Annotated in this window: 22 protein-coding genes and 1 pseudogene; 15 read left to right on the plus strand and 8 right to left on the minus strand. The window is 63.1% G+C overall.

Annotated elements, in window-relative coordinates:
- A partial coding sequence (locus CN97_RS18740; RefSeq protein ID WP_035714834.1) for a DUF736 domain-containing protein occupies nt 1-248 on the plus strand: 248 nt, incomplete at its 5' end.
- Between the two features lie 149 nt (nt 249-397).
- On the opposite strand, the gene CN97_RS18745 is transcribed toward CN97_RS18740, so the two are convergent.
- Nucleotides 398-1159, minus strand: a complete 762-nt coding sequence (locus CN97_RS18745) for a spermidine synthase family protein (protein WP_035714835.1) — start codon at nt 1157-1159, stop codon at nt 398-400.
- Between the two features lie 700 nt (nt 1160-1859).
- On the opposite strand from CN97_RS18745, the gene CN97_RS21015 reads away from it, so the two are divergent.
- The 7 genes and pseudogenes from CN97_RS21015 to CN97_RS18775 all read left to right on the plus strand — a co-directional run bounded on the left by CN97_RS21015 (nt 1860) and on the right by CN97_RS18775 (nt 5991).
- Complete coding sequence (locus CN97_RS21015; protein ID WP_169742256.1) at nt 1860-2024, plus strand: hypothetical protein; 165 nt, start codon at nt 1860-1862, stop codon at nt 2022-2024.
- A gap of 222 nt (nt 2025-2246) precedes the next feature.
- Complete coding sequence (locus tag CN97_RS18750) at nt 2247-2732, plus strand: DUF6878 family protein (RefSeq protein WP_051911455.1); 486 nt, start codon at nt 2247-2249, stop codon at nt 2730-2732.
- Between the two features lie 11 nt (nt 2733-2743).
- Nucleotides 2744-3103, plus strand: a pseudogene (locus CN97_RS18755) (DUF6915 family protein); the annotation flags it as partial.
- Between the two features lie 263 nt (nt 3104-3366).
- The gene (locus tag CN97_RS18760) at nt 3367-3804 is read left to right on the plus strand and encodes a hypothetical protein (protein ID WP_035714837.1); all 438 of its coding nucleotides are present in this window, start codon (nt 3367-3369) and stop codon (nt 3802-3804) included.
- On the plus strand, nt 3801-4658 hold the full coding sequence (locus CN97_RS18765) for a DUF7007 domain-containing protein (protein ID WP_035714838.1): 858 nt from the start codon (nt 3801-3803) through the stop codon (nt 4656-4658). The genes CN97_RS18760 and CN97_RS18765 overlap by 4 nt, the downstream gene beginning before the upstream one ends.
- Nucleotides 4659-4786: 128 nt before the next feature.
- A complete protein-coding gene (locus CN97_RS18770; RefSeq protein WP_035714839.1) occupies nt 4787-5350 on the plus strand; it encodes a hypothetical protein in 564 nt (187 codons plus the stop codon).
- Nucleotides 5350-5991: a hypothetical protein gene (locus CN97_RS18775; protein ID WP_035714841.1), complete on the plus strand. Its 642-nt coding sequence runs from the start codon at nt 5350-5352 to the stop codon at nt 5989-5991. Before CN97_RS18770 ends, CN97_RS18775 begins: the two co-directional genes overlap by 1 nt.
- 33 nt (nt 5992-6024) lie before the next feature.
- On the opposite strand, the gene CN97_RS18780 is transcribed toward CN97_RS18775, so the two are convergent.
- The gene (locus CN97_RS18780; RefSeq protein ID WP_035714844.1) at nt 6025-6315 is read right to left on the minus strand and encodes a hypothetical protein; all 291 of its coding nucleotides are present in this window, start codon (nt 6313-6315) and stop codon (nt 6025-6027) included.
- Nucleotides 6316-6480: 165 nt separating this feature from the next.
- On the opposite strand from CN97_RS18780, the gene CN97_RS18785 reads away from it, so the two are divergent.
- From CN97_RS18785 to arsJ, 5 genes are all read left to right on the plus strand, one after another.
- Nucleotides 6481-6891, plus strand: a complete 411-nt coding sequence (locus tag CN97_RS18785) for an antirestriction protein (protein WP_035714846.1) — start codon at nt 6481-6483, stop codon at nt 6889-6891.
- Between the two features lie 800 nt (nt 6892-7691).
- Nucleotides 7692-8015 carry a DUF736 domain-containing protein gene (locus CN97_RS18790; protein ID WP_035714848.1) on the plus strand — a complete coding sequence of 108 codons (324 nt, stop codon included), beginning with the start codon at nt 7692-7694 and terminating at the stop codon, nt 8013-8015.
- 374 nt (nt 8016-8389) lie between these two features.
- Nucleotides 8390-9217, plus strand: a complete 828-nt coding sequence (locus CN97_RS18795) for an arsenate reductase/protein-tyrosine-phosphatase family protein (protein WP_035714850.1) — start codon at nt 8390-8392, stop codon at nt 9215-9217.
- A gap of 10 nt (nt 9218-9227) precedes the next feature.
- A complete protein-coding gene (locus CN97_RS18800; protein ID WP_035714853.1) occupies nt 9228-10238 on the plus strand; it encodes an ArsJ-associated glyceraldehyde-3-phosphate dehydrogenase in 1011 nt (336 codons plus the stop codon).
- Nucleotides 10238-11521: an organoarsenical effux MFS transporter ArsJ gene (gene arsJ / locus CN97_RS18805; RefSeq protein ID WP_051911457.1), complete on the plus strand. Its 1284-nt coding sequence runs from the start codon at nt 10238-10240 to the stop codon at nt 11519-11521. Before CN97_RS18800 ends, arsJ begins: the two co-directional genes overlap by 1 nt.
- Nucleotides 11522-11924: 403 nt before the next feature.
- On the opposite strand, the gene chrA is transcribed toward arsJ, so the two are convergent.
- From chrA to CN97_RS18835, 6 genes are all read right to left on the minus strand, one after another.
- Nucleotides 11925-13289 carry a chromate efflux transporter gene (gene chrA, locus CN97_RS18810; RefSeq protein ID WP_035714855.1) on the minus strand — a complete coding sequence of 455 codons (1365 nt, stop codon included), beginning with the start codon at nt 13287-13289 and terminating at the stop codon, nt 11925-11927.
- Nucleotides 13286-14134: a chromate resistance protein ChrB domain-containing protein gene (locus CN97_RS18815; RefSeq protein ID WP_035714857.1), complete on the minus strand. Its 849-nt coding sequence runs from the start codon at nt 14132-14134 to the stop codon at nt 13286-13288. Before CN97_RS18815 ends, chrA begins: the two co-directional genes overlap by 4 nt.
- 415 nt (nt 14135-14549) lie before the next feature.
- Entirely contained in the window at nt 14550-15560 is a 1011-nt protein-coding gene (locus CN97_RS18820; protein WP_051911459.1) for an arsenic resistance protein, read from the minus strand.
- Nucleotides 15561-15614: 54 nt separating this feature from the next.
- Nucleotides 15615-15971 (minus strand): ArsR/SmtB family transcription factor, encoded by a 357-nt coding sequence (locus CN97_RS18825; RefSeq protein ID WP_035714858.1) that lies wholly within the window; start codon nt 15969-15971, stop codon nt 15615-15617.
- 198 nt (nt 15972-16169) lie between these two features.
- Complete coding sequence (locus tag CN97_RS18830) at nt 16170-16892, minus strand: sulfite exporter TauE/SafE family protein (protein WP_248700133.1); 723 nt, start codon at nt 16890-16892, stop codon at nt 16170-16172.
- 1 nt (nt 16893) lies between these two features.
- Complete coding sequence (locus tag CN97_RS18835; protein ID WP_035714861.1) at nt 16894-17235, minus strand: ArsR/SmtB family transcription factor; 342 nt, start codon at nt 17233-17235, stop codon at nt 16894-16896.
- Nucleotides 17236-17277: 42 nt separating this feature from the next.
- On the opposite strand from CN97_RS18835, the gene CN97_RS18840 reads away from it, so the two are divergent.
- Both CN97_RS18840 and arsC read left to right on the plus strand, forming a co-directional pair.
- Nucleotides 17278-17808, plus strand: coding sequence for a DUF6428 family protein (locus tag CN97_RS18840; RefSeq protein WP_051911461.1), 531 nt, complete (start codon nt 17278-17280; stop codon nt 17806-17808).
- Between the two features lie 7 nt (nt 17809-17815).
- Nucleotides 17816-18247, plus strand: a complete 432-nt coding sequence (gene arsC, locus CN97_RS18845) for an arsenate reductase (glutaredoxin) (RefSeq protein WP_035714863.1) — start codon at nt 17816-17818, stop codon at nt 18245-18247.
- The last annotated feature ends 11 nt before the right edge of the window (nt 18248-18258 follow it).

Genomic DNA, 18258 nt, shown 5'->3' on the forward strand with positions numbered 1-18258 from the left:
AGGGCGTGCGCATCGTCCCGGACCTGCGGGCTACGGGCGACAAGGCCCCTACGCACCGGATCCTGGTGGGCCGCGCGGAGATCGGCGCCGCCTGGTCGAAGCGCTCGAACGAGGGGCGGGACTATCTGGGCCTGAAGCTGGACGATCCGAGCTTCTCGCACCCGATCTTCGCGAACCTCTTCGACGACGAGGACGGCGAGGGCTACAGCCTGATCTGGTCGCGTCCCAACGGCAACCGGGGGGACTGATCCCCCCAACCACAAGGCCCCGATCGAAAGGCCGGGGCCTTCGCATTGCTTCATAACACCCAATGGCGCTCGGCCAGCAGCAGCCGATACTTCTCCTGCTGCGTAAAGCACTGACTCGCGTCATCGCAGGGGATCGTCAGCGGGACGCCTCACTGCAATCCGCTTGCGCGGCATCGCACAAGTTGCGGCGCGTCCGGCAGGCGGCTGGAACGCGCTGATTGGTGCGACACCGATCCTACGCGGGCTTTCCTCGCCAGATAGATATGGTGGAAGGCATCCACCCGCCCGCCGGGCAATTGCACGTCCTCGCGCTGCCAGTCCCAGCCAAGCTCGCTGAGCCTGTCCTCAAAAGGATCGGAGATTTCAGCGGACCAGAAGGCCGCAATGCCGCCCGGTCGCAGAGCGTCCCGAACCGCGTTCAGACCACTTTCTCCATAGAGGCGCTGATTGTCATCGCGGACCAGGAAATCCGGTCCATTGTCGGTATCCATCAGGATCACATCGAATCCCGGGCCGCTTTCGGAAAGCAGATCCATCACATCCACGACCCGCAGTTGCACCCGTGGATCGCGCAGTGGATGATCGGCCAATGGGGCCAGAACTTCATGGTTCCATTGCGCAATCGCCGGGATCAACTCGCAGACAGTGACCTGTGCATCCGGGGGCGAGAGATCGAGTGCGGCCCGCAGGGTGAAGCCCATGCCGAGTCCGCCGATCAGCACGCGCGGTTCGGAGGCGCTGCGTAGCCGCCACAGACTGCGCTCGGCCAACACCGCTTCGGAGCGCCACATGATGTTCGACATCAACTCGATGCCGTTGAAGCGGATCTCATAGATATCGCCGCGTTTGCGCAGCAGGATATCGTCGCCCACCTCGGTCGAGGCGCGGGCCAGTTCAGTCCAGAGTGTCATGACAAATCCCTCGGCCCCGTCAGGGTGCCGGTCTGATGTGTTGCAGGGGAATGGTCTGGGGTTGCCCGGCGGTCAGCGCATGCTCAGCGCACGGGCAACCCGGGCACATGGCGTGCCCTGGTCCCGATCAGCAGCGGGAAAAGCGCTGCGCTGGATTTGCTGCCAATATGATCACTCATGACCACTCTTGTGCCTGATCAACCCGCCTGGAGCAATGGCAGGGGTATTTTCCGAGTCTGAGCTGGAAGCCGGCTGGCTGGTATCGGGCCTTTCCCTCGAGGATCGCCGTGCGTGGTCTTTTCCGATTCCTTGTGAGCGGCATGGCCTTATGTCCGGGGCCGACGGTCGTGAGTGTCTCCCGCACAATATTCATCTTCAATTTGCGGACCGGATTTCACCGCCTTCAACACGACGAAGAACGCGCCCATCTTGCTCCGAGGCCGGTGGCGAGCGGAGGCATCCCGTCACTGGGCACGGCCCCTGTCAGAGCCAAAGCCCCATCCCCGCTTCCATTCGCAAACCTTGGTCCGATCCGTCTCTTTGAAATCAACCCGTAAAGGGTCGGCTTACGCGCGCGTGCCGCCCTCGGGGATTCGGCACAAGGCCGAACGCCCGAGGGTGATTGCAGATCCGATCAGACACTTCGGGCGCCTGTCGAGCGGGGGATGGTCCCTCGTCTCCAAAGACAGGAGCCAGTCCCATGTCCAAGAAGGATGCCACCGCTTTCGCCGCCAGCCTCGCCGCCACGCTGATGGTCTCGATCGTCGTGTTTCAGGCCGGCGATGGCAGCCATGCCGCCATGCCCGCCGATGAATATGATGGCGATGAGACGCTCATCGCCCTCGAGATCGACCCCTGGCAGTGAGGCGCGCAAGCGCCTCACCCCCTCTGGGCAGGCCTCGCACGGCGAGCCGCGCCGTGCACCGGGGACGCGCGATCACCCGCCAGTGGCGCGCGCCGCGCAGAGGAGCCGGGATGGACCCCGGCGCGGGAGAGGTCGAGGAGGGATCCGGGAAGGGCGAGCCTTCCGTTCCCAGAGAGAGCGCCGGTCGGCTTCACCCGTCCTTTTGCTCTCAGGAGAAGTCCGATGACCCAAGATATCACAACATCCCCGGAAGCCAATCTCGCAGCCGCCATGGCGCAGTTCGATGCCTCGCAGCTGGCGCATCAGACGCTCAGCACCACCGCAATGGCACAGAACAAGAAGGCCCTGTTCGCGGCCATGCGCGCCGCCGGGATCACCGAGATCATCGTCACCTTCGACGGCGCCGGCGACAGCGGGCAGGTCGAAGATATCGACGCTCGCCGCGGCGATGCCGTGGTGCCGATGCCGGACACGGAACTCACTCTCGCGCAGGTCAGCTGGGGCATCAGCGAGATTTCGACGAGCAGCATGTCGCTCTCGGACGCTGTCGAGGCCCTGGCCTATGACCTCCTCTCGGATTGCCATGGCGGCTGGGAAAACTGCGACGGCGCGTTCGGCGAGTTCCATTTCGACGCCGAGGCCGGGACGATCCTGCTGGACTACAACGAGCGGTTCACTTCGTCCGAGCAGTTCAACCACAGCTTTTGAGGGCGGGGAACATGGCACATCCCTATCATCACGCCCTGTCCTCGGTGAAAAAGTGGGGCGGCGTGGTCGAGGATTACATCGAGTTGCATTCCTGGTTCGATGCCTCGAAGCAGATCCTTGCTGACTTCAGGCACCGAGCTTTGCGCCACCATGCCGAAGGAATTTTTCTGCTGGAGACCGTGTTCGGCAAGACGCTGACGCTGTCCTCGGGCCGGGTGATCCCGACGCGATGGGTGGGAGAGCAGCATGTCCGCGAGGATCTGGGGCACATCCCGAGCTTCGCCGACTGGGCACGGGCGATCCGTCCGGAGCCGTGGATGGGGCGTACTCCGAAGATCGAGGCCGAAGTGGAGCCGTCGCAGGCCGCCCCGACCCCGGCACCTGATCCGTTCTACCCCCTTCTCGGCCTGACAGCTGATGCCGCAGGTTTCGCAGTCCTGCGCGCCGCATCCCGTGCCTTCCACCCCAGTATCCGCAAGGATCCCGGCCTCAGGCTCGCCCGGCGGCGGTTCTACCGCCAGATGCTGGCCGCCCATGCGGCCGCCACGTCCTCGGTCATCTGACCGTTTCCCTCCGCAATCCCGACCAGGCCCGGCCTCGCGCCGGGTTTTCCATTTCTGACAAGGAGCCTGTCATGGCCGACTATTTCACCCATTTCTCTTGCCTGCTCGATGCGGGTTCGCCTGAGAATGCCGCCAAGGCGATGGCACTGTTCCACCGCCTGCGCGCCGAAGAGGCGGATGCCGACGAGCTTGCGTTCAACGGCTTCGATCTCGTCCAGCAAGACGGGCCGAGCGGCTCGCAACTCTGGATCCATGATGATGATCAGGGCGACGTCGAGGGCGTCATCAACTTCGTGCTGCGCCTTGCCGAAGAGCTGAACCTCACCGGCCTCTGGGGGTTCGACTATGCCAATACCTGTTCTCGCCCCAGGGTCGAGGCTTTCGGTGGCGGGGCGCATGTCATCGACCTTGGCGCACGCAAGAGCATCGGCTGGATCAGCACACATGAATGGCTGAACGCCGTTCTGAATGGCGAAGACATCGACGCCGTGGAGGCGGTCACAGGATGAACACCACGGTTACGATCACCCCCGCTTCTCCCTCCCGGCCTCTGCCCGTCGTCGAGTTTGGGCGCAGCGCCGACGGCCTGCTGGTCGCGCGTGTCGGCGACACCGCCTTCGCCATGGTGCCGGCACGGCAAGGGCGGCATTTCCTGGCGACGGGCTGGCGGCTTTCTCGTCCGCTCGAGACCTGGCGGCGCGATGACTTCTACGGCCATTCCGGTGATGTCGTCGACGAGGCCGCATTCCGCGCTCTGGTCGCGGAGAATGCCGAACATCAGCGTGAGCGCGCGGCACTCGGGAGGTGTGAGATTGTCTCCCGTGTCCATACGCCATGGGGTTCCTCGCAGGGTGCCACGATCTATGGCGAAGGCGTCCTCTGCCACTCCACGGCCGGTCATGGCGGGTTCCAGCTTGCACCAGAGCAGAATGCCCGTGTGCATCCGCTGCTGCGATCCTCCTCCGGGTTCTACGAGGAAGATGCCGAATGGGCAGCGGTTGCGCAGGCTTTTCCGGATCGCTTCACGGGTTATGAACGCCGCCTGGCCGATGAGACGCTGCGCAATCACTGGCCAGAGGCCTGGGAGGCCATGCATGGTCGCGCCCTTCAACACGGCGAATCCCTAGAGCGGGATCGCCAGATCTTCGAGCGTCAGCATGCAGGGGACTGGATCGTGATCTCGGCGGTCAGTTCTGATCGCTTTCCCGGCTTCGTGGAAACGACGGCGACGCCGGGAGCGAAGCGTGGACCGGGCGTCGAGCGCCGCCGCTTTCTTGTACCTGCGGCCGAGTATGAACCCGGTCTGTTCGGGTTCGTGATCGATCCCGCGCGGCATCAAGATCTGACCGATGGAACTGGTTGACCAGCCATGCCGACAATCTCGGCTGCGCGTGTCTGCTGCGCGGCCGAGAGGGAGAGGTGGGGTCGGGGCAAAGCGACGGGTCATGAGGTGGGAGAGAGGCTTCCGCTGCCCGTCGTGGAGACACCGCGATGACCTATTCAGGTTCAACTGAAGGGTTCCTGTCCGCCGGGCGGGTGCTGATCAGCCAGACCCTTGCGCAGCTTCGACTGGCGCAGCGCACCCCTCTGACCATCACCTGTACCGGCGAGGCGCGCTATCTCGATCCCGAGCTCGAGCGATGGGCGTTCGAGCGCAGCGTTTGCCTCGGCGCCTGTGACAGCCTCGTGGACGCGATGATGCTGGTGTCAACGCGCCTTGGAAGTGGCGACGTTGCTTGTAGCGATGATCCCGCGCTCCGCTTCACGCCGAAGCTGATTGCGGTGGTTGATGCCGATCAGGGGCTGGTGCTGGCTGGCGAGGTTGCAAATGGTGGCGTGACCTGGCTTCAACCCGTCGCAAGCGATGCAGAAGCGCGGGCGGTGGTTACGTTGGCCTGCAGCCAGCGGGCTGAAGCGCAGCATCTCGCCGATATGGGCAAACATGCCGATGCTAGCCTCTTGCGCAGGCGGGCGGCCGCGGCTGAAGGGCGCCTGGTCGATCCGTTCTGGCGTGATGCGGCGCAGCTTGCGCTTCTGCAGCGGAGGGCTGCGTGATGCCTTCGATCATCGAGATCACGATCTATCGCTTTGACGAACTGCCGGAGGCCGCGAAAGACAATGCCCGGGCCTGGTATCGTGAGGGTGCCTTTGATCACGACTGGTATGATGCCGTCTACGAGGACTTCCAGCGCATTGCGGAAATTCTCGGAATCCGTCTGCGGGCCCGGACATCCCGGCTGATGGGCGGAGGCACCAGCGAAAGTCCCCGCATCTGGTTTACCGGGTTCTGGTCGCAGGGGGATGGGGCGGCGTGGGAGGGCAGCTATGCCTTCAACAAAGGCGCTTCCTCTGCCATTCGCTCCTACGCGCCAATGGACCAGGAACTGCACCGGATTGCAGATGCGCTCCTGGCGGTCCAGCGCCGCAACTTCTACCAGTTGCAGGCGGATGTCCGGCATCGCGGCAGCACCTATCATGCTTTTACCATGGACGTCGCTGTCACGCGCGAAAGCCCGGTCGGTCAGGACATGACCGAAGATGCCGAGAGCATTGTTACCGACCTGCTGCGCGATCTTGCCCGGTGGCTCTACCGGCAGCTCGAACAAGAATACGACTATCTGTCTTCCGATGCTGCCGTCGATGAGGCAGTGCTCGCGAATGGCTACACGTTCACGGAGAGCGGGCGGAGGGCCTGATCAACCAGCTTCCAGCCGGGCCGCGATTCAGGCTCAGCGATTGCTGTCGATCCACCGGGACAGCAATTGCCGATCCCGGAAGCATTCATCCGGGATGGCGCGCCGCCGAAGCCGCGCAAGCCGTTCGGCGAAAGCGACCTGTTTCGAGGTGGGTTGGCCATCGTCCAGAGGTTTCAGCCGCGACTGCGCCTCGATCCAGGTGCTGAGACTGCGGCGATTCTGTTGGACCTCCCAGGGCAGGAGGGTCTTGTTCCGGAGCGCGAGCGAGCGGGCATAGGCGATCTGGCGCGGCGTCACCGCCAGGGCATGAGAGACAGGTTCCATCGTCGATCTCCCTTGTCGGGTTGAATCTCTATATGGAACATATAGAGAACAAAATCAATCAACGCCGGGGAGAGGCAGAGCGGGGGAGGGAGTTCTGTGAGCCATGCGGCAGACAAGAGAGCGCCGCCGGGCTCGAGGTTTTCCCTTTCCGAGGAGTTCGATCCCATGAGCACGATGACTTCTGTTGACCGGGTGGCCGAAGAGCGCCGCCCTACCTTTTTGCCCGACCTGTTCGGGCCGACCCGAATGCTTGTCGCCGAGAATATGGTCTATGCCATGATGGATAGCCTGAGCCCGCTGGACTACGGCGGTGGCCATTGGGACTTCTATGAGCAGGGCGGGCGGCCGCTCTTCATGGCCCCGACCTCGAAAGCGCGCTACCGCATGGCCTGTAGCGGCAACGGCTGGCAGGGCGAGGTCTCGGCCGAAGCGGCGGGAATTATCGCAACGCTGTTCGCCTTCTCTCACCTCTCATTCCACCATGCTGCTGATCAGTTGGTCGAGGGCTATGCACGGCTTTATGAATTTGCAGGCGACCATCCCGAGGCTGCGGAGATCTTCCAGGCCATCGACTGAGCGCCTTCCCTCTCATGCTTGCATGAGCCTTCTGCACCCTCCGACGCTTGCGTCGGAGGGTATTTCTCTTTGGCTGGCGCCTGCCGCGGTCGCACGCACGGCTTCTGCTGCGTTCCCGGCGCCGTCCGCTCTGTCATACGGTTGGCTCAGTCCACCTGCACCAAGATAGCCTCTGGACAGCCCGGCCTTTCGATCTCGGCAATCGGTTGGCGTTTTGCCCCCGGTCGTCATGGGCGTGCAGGGATCAGTCTTTCCCTCATTCCGGCCTCTTTGATCGTGGGTTCCGTGGATTGGTTGCACACTCTGATCGCGCTTTCTGCCCTGTCCCTCTTCCCGGTCAAGCGCTTGGGCGGTATGTGCCGATCCGGCGGCCCGGGCCAGTATCCGATCTGATGAATTGCCTCGCCCGCGGCCGCAGGTCGGGGGGAAGGGCGCAAGCCCGCCTGTTCGCAGTCTGGGTGATCATCGCCGTTGGTTGTCTGTCGGATCTTCCTGGCGGTTCTTTCAGGATCGCCTCTGTCTCCTGTCTCTCTGGTGTGGACGGGACCGCTCGCATGCGTCCTCTGTGATGGGCTGATCTGGCCGAAGACCAGCGCGGCAGCCGCGCTTCGACGTCTCGGCGCAACAGCGTCGCCCGAACTTTCTTCCCCTGGGCTTCGCCCATTCCTCGCGAGGCAAGAAAGCCCTGCCTGTGCTGTCGTGGTCCCGGGCGGGACTGCGCCGGCCGTCGTCCCCGGCCTGTCGATCGCCATCGAGGCCGCACTGGAGCGGGCCCGAACACGAGAGAATGGAGACAGACAATGGCGACCATCGGCACCTTCAAGAAGACCGGCAACGAATACACCGGCGAAATCGTCACCCTGAGCGTTCAGGCCAAGGGCGTGCGCATCGTCCCGGACCTGCGGGCCACGGGCGAGAATGCGCCCTCGCACCGGATCCTGGTGGGCCGCGCGGAGATCGGTGCCGCCTGGTCGAAGCGCTCGAACGAGGGCCGGGACTATCTGGGCCTGAAGCTGGACGATCCGAGCTTCTCGCACCCGATCTTCGCGAACCTCTTCGACGACGAGGACGGCGAGGGCTACAGCCTGATCTGGTCGCGTCCCAACGGCAACCGGGGGGACTGATCCCCCCAACCACAAGGCCCCGATCGAAAGACCGGCGCCTTTACAATTTCTCGCCTTGGTAGGCTGCTTTGCGGACAAAGCTGCCGCTTGCAGGTGCGGCAGACCAAGACGCACTTCGAGGTCTAAATAATCCGCCGGGCGGATAGCCGACTGACGGGTGCGCGGCATTGCACCTGCAGCAAACCCGGGATAGCGGCCATCTGTGCTCGGCGCGGCGATTACGATGCCCCGCGTCCCGTCACGGGCGGAAAGCGGCCAGCCAGGTGCCAGCCACTATTTAGTCGTCCAGGTAGGAATCAGTCCCAGGCCACGGTCGCCTGGCTGTCACAAAACCTTCGCTTGCGTCGAATCGATATATCCATATTTCATGAAGTATGGATATTGATAGCGCCTCAGCCATCTTCTCGACCCTCGGCCACCCAGGACGGCTCTCCGTCTACCGCTTGATCATGCGGCACATGCCTCAGGCTGTCCGGCCGACCGAGATCTCCCAAGCACTTGGCCTGAAGCAGAACACCCTGTCCCATTATCTTGCGGATCTGGAGGGCGTTGGCCTGATCGTCTCGACCAGAGAGGGGCGGTCGATCCTCTACAGCATCGCGCTGCCCCATGCGCGCAACCTCGTCGATTTTCTGGCGCGCGACTGCTGCCGCGGGCGCCCCGATCTGTGCGACCTCATCATAACAAGAGCTGATCCTGAAATGACCCAGCGTCCCTACAACGTGCTCTTCATCTGCTCGGGCAACTCCGCCCGTTCAATCTTTGCCGAGGCGATCCTGAACGGGATCGAGGGCGGTCGGTTCCGGGCTTTCTCGGCGGGAACCCGTCCTGGCACCAGTCTGAACCCCTTCGCGGTCGAGCTACTCGAACGAAATGGCTATGACATTTCACCGCTCCGCTCGAAGCACATCTCGGAGTTTGAAGCCGCTGGTGCGCCGCACATGGATTTCGTCTTCACCGTCTGCGATGCGGCGGCAGACGAGGAATGTGCGCCCTGGCCGGGCCAGCCGATCACCGCACATTGGGGACTTCCGGATCCGGTCAAGGCAACCGGGAATGACGCTGAGAAGGCCCTGGCATTTGCCGAGGCTTTCAGCACGCTGAACAAGCGGATCACGAACTTCGCGGCACTTTCCCTTGAAAACCTAGACAGCATCGCGCGCCAGGAAGCGGTCGACGAGATCGGCCGAACCCACCTCTGAGGACGACAAAATGCCCCGCATTGCACTGAACGGCCTTGGCCGAATGGGTAAGCTTGCCCTGCGCGACCTGATCGAGACCGGCGCCGAAGGCGATCTGGTGCTGATCAACGATGCTGTGGGCGACCCGGCTCAGCATGCGCTCCTGCTCGAGTTTGACAGCGTCCATGGCCGGTGGGCAACACCGGTAGGGCACGATAAGGACGGCCTCACCCTGAAGGGTCGGCACGTCCGCCTCACCTCTGCCAAGCGCATCGAAGATCTGCCTTTGGCAGAATTGGGCATTGATCTGGTGATCGACTGCACCGGCGTCTTCAAGACGGCCGAAAAGATCGCGCCCTATTTCGCGGTCGGGGTCAAAAAGGTTGTGGTCTCCGCTCCGGTCAAATCGGACGAGGCGGTGAATCTGGTCTACGGCGTGAACCATGACCAATATGATCCTGCCGAGCACGCGATCATCACCGCGGCCAGCTGCACCACGAACTGCCTTGCGCCGGTGGTGAAGGTCATCCACGAGAACATCGGTATCCGCCATGGATCGATCACCACGATCCATGACGTGACCAACACCCAGACCATCGTCGACCGGCCCGCCAAGGACATGCGTCGAGCCCGTTCCGCCCTGATGAACCTGATCCCGACGACAACGGGCTCGGCCACCGCCATCACCATGATCTATCCGGATTTGAAGGGGCGGCTGAACGGCCATGCGGTCCGCGTGCCGCTGCTGAACGCCTCGCTGACCGATTGCGTGTTCGAGGTCGAGCGGCCGACAACGGCGGAGGAAGTGAACGCGCTGTTCGCCGCCGCGGCGGAGGGCGAGCTGAAGGGGATCCTCGGGTATGAAACCCGTCCCCTTGTCTCGACTGACTACCTGAACGACCCCCGTTCCTCCATCATCGATGCCCCGTCGACGATGGTGGTGAACGGCACCCAGGTGAAGGTCTATGCCTGGTATGACAACGAATGGGGCTATGCCTGCCGTTTGGCGGACGTTGCCCGCCTGGTTGCACGGTCGCTGTGATGGCCGAAAGCGCCGTCTCCAACCCGCTTCGGGCCTATGCGGCGGTCACCGCCGCCTATTGGGCCTTCATGCTCTCCGATGGCGCGCTTCGCATGCTGGTGCTGTTGCATTTCAACAGCCTCGGGTTCTCGCCCATCCAGTTGGCCTATCTCTTCCTGCTCTATGAGCTGGCGGGGATCATCACCAACCTCTGTGTCGGCTGGATCGCCGCCCGGTTCGGCTTGGCCGCAACGCTTTACGGTGGGCTCGCCCTTCAGATCGCGGCCTTGGCCGCGCTGACCCAGCTCGACCCGTCCTGGGGTGTCGCCGTATCTGTGGCCTTCGTCATGGCGGTCCAGGGCGCCAGCGGTGTCGCAAAAGACCTGGCGAAGATGTCGTCGAAGTCGGCGGTGAAACTGCTCGCGCCATCCGGTGAGGGCGGGCTCTTCCGCTGGGTCGCCATTCTAACCGGCTCGAAGAACGCGGTGAAAGGCGCCGGGTTCTTCTTGGGCGCGGCGCTCCTTGGCCTTGCGAGTTTCGCGGTGGCCATCTGGTCCATGGCGGCCGTCCTGGCGGTGATCCTGATCGCCACGGCCATTTTCCTGCCGAAGGGCCTGCCGGTCGGTAAGAAAGGCACAAAATTCAGCAGCGTGTGGTCGCGCGATCCGCTGATCAACCGCCTCAGCCTGGCGCGGATGTTCCTGTTCGGGGCCCGCGATGTCTGGTTCGTGGTCGGCATCCCGATCTACTTCCAGGCCGTGCTGTCCGATGGCACCGCGGAGGGGCGGCGCGAGGCCTTCTTCCTGATCGGGGGCTTCATGGCACTGTGGATCATCGCCTATGGCGCGGTCCAGGGCTTCGCCCCGAAGATCGTCAGGTCCGCGACCGATCCGAAACGCGCCGCGATCCGGTGGGCCGGGCTGCTGGTGCCGATCCCCTTTGCCCTGGCGGCGCTCGCCTTCCTCTCGCCGGCTCCGGCGATCTGGCTGACGGCCTCGATCGTCACCGGACTGCTGATCTTCGGCTTCGTTTTCGCCGTCAACAGCGCGGTCCATTCCTACCTGATCCTCGCTTTCTCGAAGAATGAGCGGGTCACCATGGATGTGGGCTTCTACTACATGGCCAATGCGGCGGGCCGTCTTCTCGGAACGCTGCTTTCTGGCCTGAGCTACCAGTTCGGCGGCCTGCCGCTCTGCCTCGCGACCTCGGGCGTGATGGCACTGGCCAGCTGGCTCGCCATCCAACGATTGAAGCCGGACGCGACACCCGGCCTCGAAACCACCTCTTCCGCCAAATCTGCCTAGGAGAAAGCGCCGCACACCGCCCCTTCGGGCGCGCTGCGGCATCGCCACGACGACCCAAACAACAAAGGAGGCCAAAAGGCAGCCAAGCCATGAAGTGCAATCAACTGGTCGATGCGGGCCGACGCCATTTCCTGCGAGGTGCCCATTTTGTTCCGGCAATTTCATGTTTCGGTTTGCGGCACATCCTACCCGGGGGATGCATGAGGTCCATCCTGCAGTCTCTTGCCCTCAGATTCCCGCGCAACTCTGGCGTAACCGTAGCTTCATGGGCCGAGGTTTCGCCCATGAAATGCCCGCCATTTGTCAGAGCACTGGGACAGGGATGATGGCGAAAAGCAGAAATCGCCCCGCCACCACGACAAGATGAGTATCGTTTTACTCTCAGGGATCACGGTGCATCTGATCAGATCAGGCCGACAAGGTGCAACGCCATCCCGGCAAACGCGGCACCTGCAAGCACCTGGACCATGCCAATCTTTAGCCGGAACACCGCGATCAGTGCCAGAGCCGACAGGGCCGCCGCCATCCAGTCGATCGAGCCCATAACCGGCAGCTGAAGCGATACCGGCCCCGCCTGAACATCCGCCACCTGCCGCCAAATGACGTGAATGGCGAACCACAGCGCCAGGTTCAGGATCACCCCTACCACCGCCGCAGTGACGGCTGACAGCGCGGCAGACAAAGCGCGGTTCGCCCGCACCCCCTCCATGAAGGGTGCTCCGAGGAAGATCCAGGCAAAGCAAGGCGCAAACGTCACCCAGGTGGCGACCAGCCCGCCCACGGTGCCCGCTAGCAGCGGGGCCGCCCAGCCCGCCTCGCGCATCGCGCCCATGAAGCCCACGAATTGTAGCACCATAATCAGCGGGCCGGGCGTGGTTTCGGCCATACCCAACCCGTCGAGCATCTCACCGGGTTCGAGCCAGCCATAGGTTCCGACCGCCTCCTGCGCGACCCAGGCCAAGACCGCATAGGCCCCGCCAAAGGTCAGCAACGCCAGTTTTGAGAAATAGGTGGCGATGTCGGTGAAGACACTGCCGGGGGCGAGCACAACCAGCACCCCCACCGGCACCAGCCATAGCGCGATCATGGCCAGACCGGCGCGCAACGCCCCCGCCCGGGCGGCGGGCGGCAGCAAGACCTCTTCGCCCAGCAAGGTTTCAGCATCGGCGACATGCGCCTTGCCCGCCGCACCATGCTCCCCACCGCCGACAAAGGCTGCAAGTCCCGCTTTTGCACCCGCCCAGCCGATCATGGCCGCCACCGCCACGATCAGCGGGAAGGGCGCGCCAAAGGCGAAGATGGCGATGAAGGACGCCGCCGCGATCCCCCGCATCGCGTTGTTCTTCAGCGCTCGACGCCCCACCCGCACCACGGCCTGCAAGACGATGGCCAGCACCGCCGCCTTCAGCCCAAAGAACAGCGCCGCGACAAAGCCCACCTCGCCCCAGACCGCATAGATCCAGCTCAGCCCCATGATGGCCAGCATCCCGGGCAGGATGAACAGCCCGCCCGCGATCAGCGCGCCCCGGACCCCATGAATCAGCCAGCCAATATAGGTGGCGAGCTGCTGCGCCTCGGGGCCGGGCAGCAACATGCAGAAATTCAGCGCGTGCAGGAAACGGCCATCGCCCAGCCATTTCTTCTCCTCGACCAGAACACGGTGCATGACGGCGATCTGGCCCGCAGGGCCGCCGAACGAGAGGGCCGCGATGCGCGCCCAGACTCTGGCGGCTTCGCCAATGGTCGGAAAACCGGATGTGGGCGTCATTTCGCTGACTTTCCATGGCTTTGCCAGGTGTGGGTTTCCCCGGTAGCGTCGCGGCACCAGCGGTAGAAGGCGTCATACAGCGCCATCCCCGCCTCCAGCTGCTCCAGATCAGCGACATGCATCCGCGAAAGGCCAAGCGAGGCGGCAATAAGACCGGCGCATTCTGGTGCCAGATCTGGGCGCGCCGTGTCGGCCCCCCGCACGATCGTAGCCAGCCGGTCCAGTGCCGGGATCGACAGGTCAAATTCCGCAATCAGTGTATCGAAGGTGCAGGTCTCGCCGCGATGGCTCCAGAACACGCCGTCGATGTCATAAGGGGCGGCCCCGAAGGTCTCGGCCACTGCCTGAACCTCGGAGGGCGTAACATAGAGAAACACCGCGCGGGGGTCGATGAAGCGGCGGATCAGCCAGGGGCAGGCGATGCGATCAATCTTGGGGCGGGAACGGGTCACCCAGAGACTGCGGCCCGCTCCGTCCGGGCGGGGCAGCTTCGCCGGATCAAAGGTCGGCAGCCCGCCCGCAACCCAGGCGGCATGGCCGCCTTCCAGATATTCGGCGGCCAACCCCTCATGGCGTAGCCAGGCCGCGACACCCTGGCTGCGACCGTGCCCTTCAGCACAGACGACCAGAACCGGTCGACCGGGCGCTTCGCCCCTCAGTTCCCGCGCGAGGTGGGACAGCGCCTCGCGCACAAGCCCGGTTTCGGGCACGGCACGCGCGGTGGCGATCAATCGCGGGTCCGCGTTGCGCAGGGCATCACGGCGCACATCCAGCACGACAGGCGCCTTTGGCGTGCCGATTAGTTTAGACAGTTTTTCGCAGGTCATCGCATCAGGCGCAGGCATGTGCGTTCCCTCCTTGGGTTCAATGGAACGGGATTGGAACGCGAGTTTCAGCTGACGCCTCGTGGGGAGCTCGCGGATCCCCATATGGCGAACATGGCCTTATCACGCAGCAAGATGTCAAGATGGACGCCGTTCGATCTCTTGGACCTGTGATCCGGCAGGGCTGCCGGAACGCCCCTTTTTTGATGATCTTGGTTCTGCAGAAATCTGGCTTTGGCTTGGGGCTTCTGAGCGGTGAGATCGCAGTTGATCCTTTTCCTTCGAAGACCGAGCGGGCCGTGCTGGCTCCAGACCTTTGTTGCCCGGCCAATGCGGCAGGCCAACGGATGCCGCACTCATCGCCCGGCATCGAGGCCCGTGTTGACGCTCTGACGGCCTTGAGGACACTTGGCGCCATCTGTCAGAGCTCGGCACGTCAGCGACTGGTCCAAAGCCCGGAAAAAGCTGCAGACGGGTCCGTCAGACGCTGAACCTGATTTAGAGCCCTGCCGAAGCGCGGAAGCACACGAATATATATCAGTTCGGCAACCAGCTCGACCAATGTCTGCGTCACGATCACGGCCGGAAGCACAGGGATCGCACCCGGAACGGCGAGGGCCAACGGGAGCACCACCAAAGAGTTTCGGGTTGCGATCGAAAAGGACACAGCCCGGCCCGCAGCTGGCTGAAGAACAAAAATGCGTGCGGCACCCCATCCGATGAAGGGGGCCAGAACGGCAAAGGCGATGAAGATCGGCAGGGCTGACAGAGCATGGCGGCTGGCCGCTCCCAGAACCGGAACCGTCGCCGCCACGACCAAGAACAGAACCACCGCCGTCGCCGGAACCGGAAGAACACCAAGCCCGTCACTCACACGCCGCCCCGCCGCGTGTCGAGCGGCCCAGAGCTGAACAGCACCCGCACACATCAGCGGCACCGCGATCAGCCAAACGAAAGCATGGATAAACGGGCCGACATGCACCAGGTCTGCGGCCTCGCTGCCGAGGAACAGGCCAAGGAAAATCGGCAGCAGTGCCATTTGCACCACCAGCAGAAGCGGCGTCGACGACAACAGCAATCGCGCATCGGCCCGCCCGAGGTGGGCGAAAGTAATCACATAGTCGATACAGGGCGTCAGCAGCACCATGAGAATGCCAAGACGCAGCAGGGCATCGTCTATGGCGAGTTGCAGCAACAGGAATACAAGCACCGGAACGGCGATGAAGTTACCGGCGAGAAGGGCGCACAGAAAACGCATCTCCCGGAACCCGCGCCCGATGTCCGGCAAGGGAACCTGCAGAAACGTGACGAACAACATGAAGGCAAGCGCCGGGTTGATCGCGCCTTCCAGTGCGGTTGTGCCTGACACAGTGATACCGGTGATTGCGGCAAGGCCGACAGCCGCGAAGTAAATCCATACTTGTTGGCGTTCCAGAATATCGCGCATAGGGTTTCCTTGCCGTGGCCAGAGGCGGGCAGTGGTCATATAAATTAAGATATATCAGTGAGTTGTTCGCGTTGGTTTGCCTTCGCACTTGGCTAACAAGGCGATCGCCTCATCACAGTGTTTGCAGTGGCCTTGGCAGCAATCATGCATAAGGAAAGCCACAAGAGATGACAGCTGCGAGAATCGGGCGCTGTAGATGATCGACTTGCCATCGCGCCGGCTCTGGACCAAGCCCGCGTTCTCCAACTCTCTCAGATGAAATGATGTCCGCTGAGGCGAGCCATCCAGGTTTTCAGCGATGGATCCCGACGCCAACCCATCCGCACCCGCAGTGACCAGCATCCGAATGATCCTAAGCCGGGTTTCCTGGGCAATAGCTGCAAACCCACGAAGAGCTTCGCCCTGATTCATTCAAATACTCCCTTTAGTGTTTTATCGTATGATGGGTAAGATTTTGCAAGGATAGATGAAAAGTCGTGTGTCATGTGAATGATGCGATGATCACGTTCGTGACCCGAGCAACTGCGTAGGCCGACGCAATGTCAACCAAGGCGCGTTTTGGTGCAGGTGCCTCCTGGCCGATCCGGCTGCTATCCGCAGTCACCACCGTTACCAAAACAGCTTGAGCCCGGACCCGGCCAGTAGAAGCGCGAGAATGACCCGAAGCCATTTATCAGACAGAAACCGACTGCCGAGCATCGCACCGGCGAGGCCGCCTATGGCAACCGCCACCATCCAGATCGGCGCGGAACCCGATATTTGTGGCCAGAACGCATAGGCCCCGATCAACGCCGCAGCCGAGTTGACCAGGTTATAGATGGCCGTCGTGGCTGCGGTCTGGCGGGCGTCCGCCCAGTTCATCGCGAGGATAATCGGTGCCAGGAAGACGCCGCCGCCGGTGCCGGTTGTTCCGGAGATGAAGCCAATAACCGCACCGGTGATCAGCGCAGGCACGAATGGCGGATGGTCGGGCGCCCGGGTTGTGGTTGTTCCGCGGGTCAGCGCGCTGCGCGCCATCAGCAGGCCTGACAGCATCAAAATGGTGCCTACGAGCGGATAATATGCCCCGGCACCCAGATTCACGGACCCGCCAAGCACTGAGAACGGAAAGCCGAGTAATGCGAAAGGATACAGATTTCGCCAGGAAAGCTGCGCGGCCCTTTGGAACATGAAAGTCCCTATGGCAGCGACCACCAAGTTCAGCGCCAACGCAGTGATCTTCATCTCCAGTGGCGGCAATCCAAGAATGGCCATCAGCGCGATGTAGCCGGTGGCGCCGGCCTGACCCACCGCAGCGTAGATCAGCGCGACCAGGAAGAATGCCAGGATCACTTCAGCTGGTCTTCTGCGAGGTGGCGCAACCATCGGCCACCGCACCGGGAAGGCATAGGCGCCCGCCGCAGCAATCCTCCATGAGGAACCGCAGGAGGCCGTTCAGCGCATCGAACTCGGCGGTATAGAGGATCGATCGGCTTTCGCGGCGAGAGGATACCAGGCCCGCGCGCTCCAGCTCCTTCACATGAAAACTGACGTTGGAGGCGGTGACTCCGGCCTGTTCGGCGATCAGGCCAGCGGCCAGACCCTCCGGCCCCGCCACGACCAGCATCCGCAGGATGCGCAGGCGGGTTTCCTGAGACAGGGCCCCGAAGGACAAGAGCGCTTGACGTTCATCCATTATTTGACGATCCTAGAAGTGTCGAATCAATAGGTATCGCAAATGACGGTCCAAAGCAACATCGGCGCGCCGACCGGCGCGGCCGACCCGAAAGATATCACCATCGGCGAGCTTCTCGATGCCCTCCGCAACGTCGAGGATCGGCCCCTGGTCTTCACCTATGACGGCCAGGAGGTGCGAACGGGTTTTCACGTCACCGAGGTGAAGGTCGGCCAGTTCCGCGCTCTGGATTGCGGCGGAAACCCCGAGGCCTGGACGGAGATCTTCGTGCAGCTTTGGGACGTCAACGAGGATCGGGCCCATATGCCCGCAGGGCTTTTCACCCGGATCATCGGCAAGGTGATCGATCATGTCTCTCTCGACCCACAGGCGAAACTGACCTTCGAGGTCAGTAATGCGGTAAGGCCGATGCAGCTGCATCGGGCGGCTTACCCCAGCCTCGCGGACGACCGCGTGATCGTTGCGCTGTCACCGCGCCCGGCAAGCTGCAAACCACGCGACCGCAGGCTTGATGACCAGAAGGCCGCTTCGGCCTGCTGCGCACCCGTGGCGAAACAGAGCTGCTGCGGGTGATGTGGGAATGGACGTCATCATCTACCACAATCCGGAATGTGGCACCTCCCGGAACACACTCGGGCTGATCCGCAATGCCGGTATCGAGCCGCATGTGATCGAATATCTGAAGACCCCGCCGTCGCGGATCATGCTGGAGAGCCTGGTGGCGCGGATGGCAACCCCGCTGCGCGCGCTGCTGCGCGAAAAGGGCACGCCCTTCGCGGACTTGGGTCTTGGCGACCCAGCACTGACGGAGGCGCAGATCCTCGACGCGATGCTGGAACATCCGATCCTGATCAACCGTCCCATCGTAGTGAGCCCCAAGGGGGTGCGCCTCTGCCGCCCCTCCGAGGCGGTGCTGGATCTCTTACCGCCCCAGCTGGGCGCATTCTCGAAAGAAGACGGCGAGCCGGTGGTCGATGCGAATGGAAATCGCGTCCTGCCGGAAGCGCCCTGAACGGAGTCTAC

Origin of the sequence: Haematobacter massiliensis, assembly GCF_000740795.1 — a bacterium.
GTDB classification, from domain to species: Bacteria; Pseudomonadota; Alphaproteobacteria; order Rhodobacterales; family Rhodobacteraceae; genus Haematobacter; species Haematobacter massiliensis.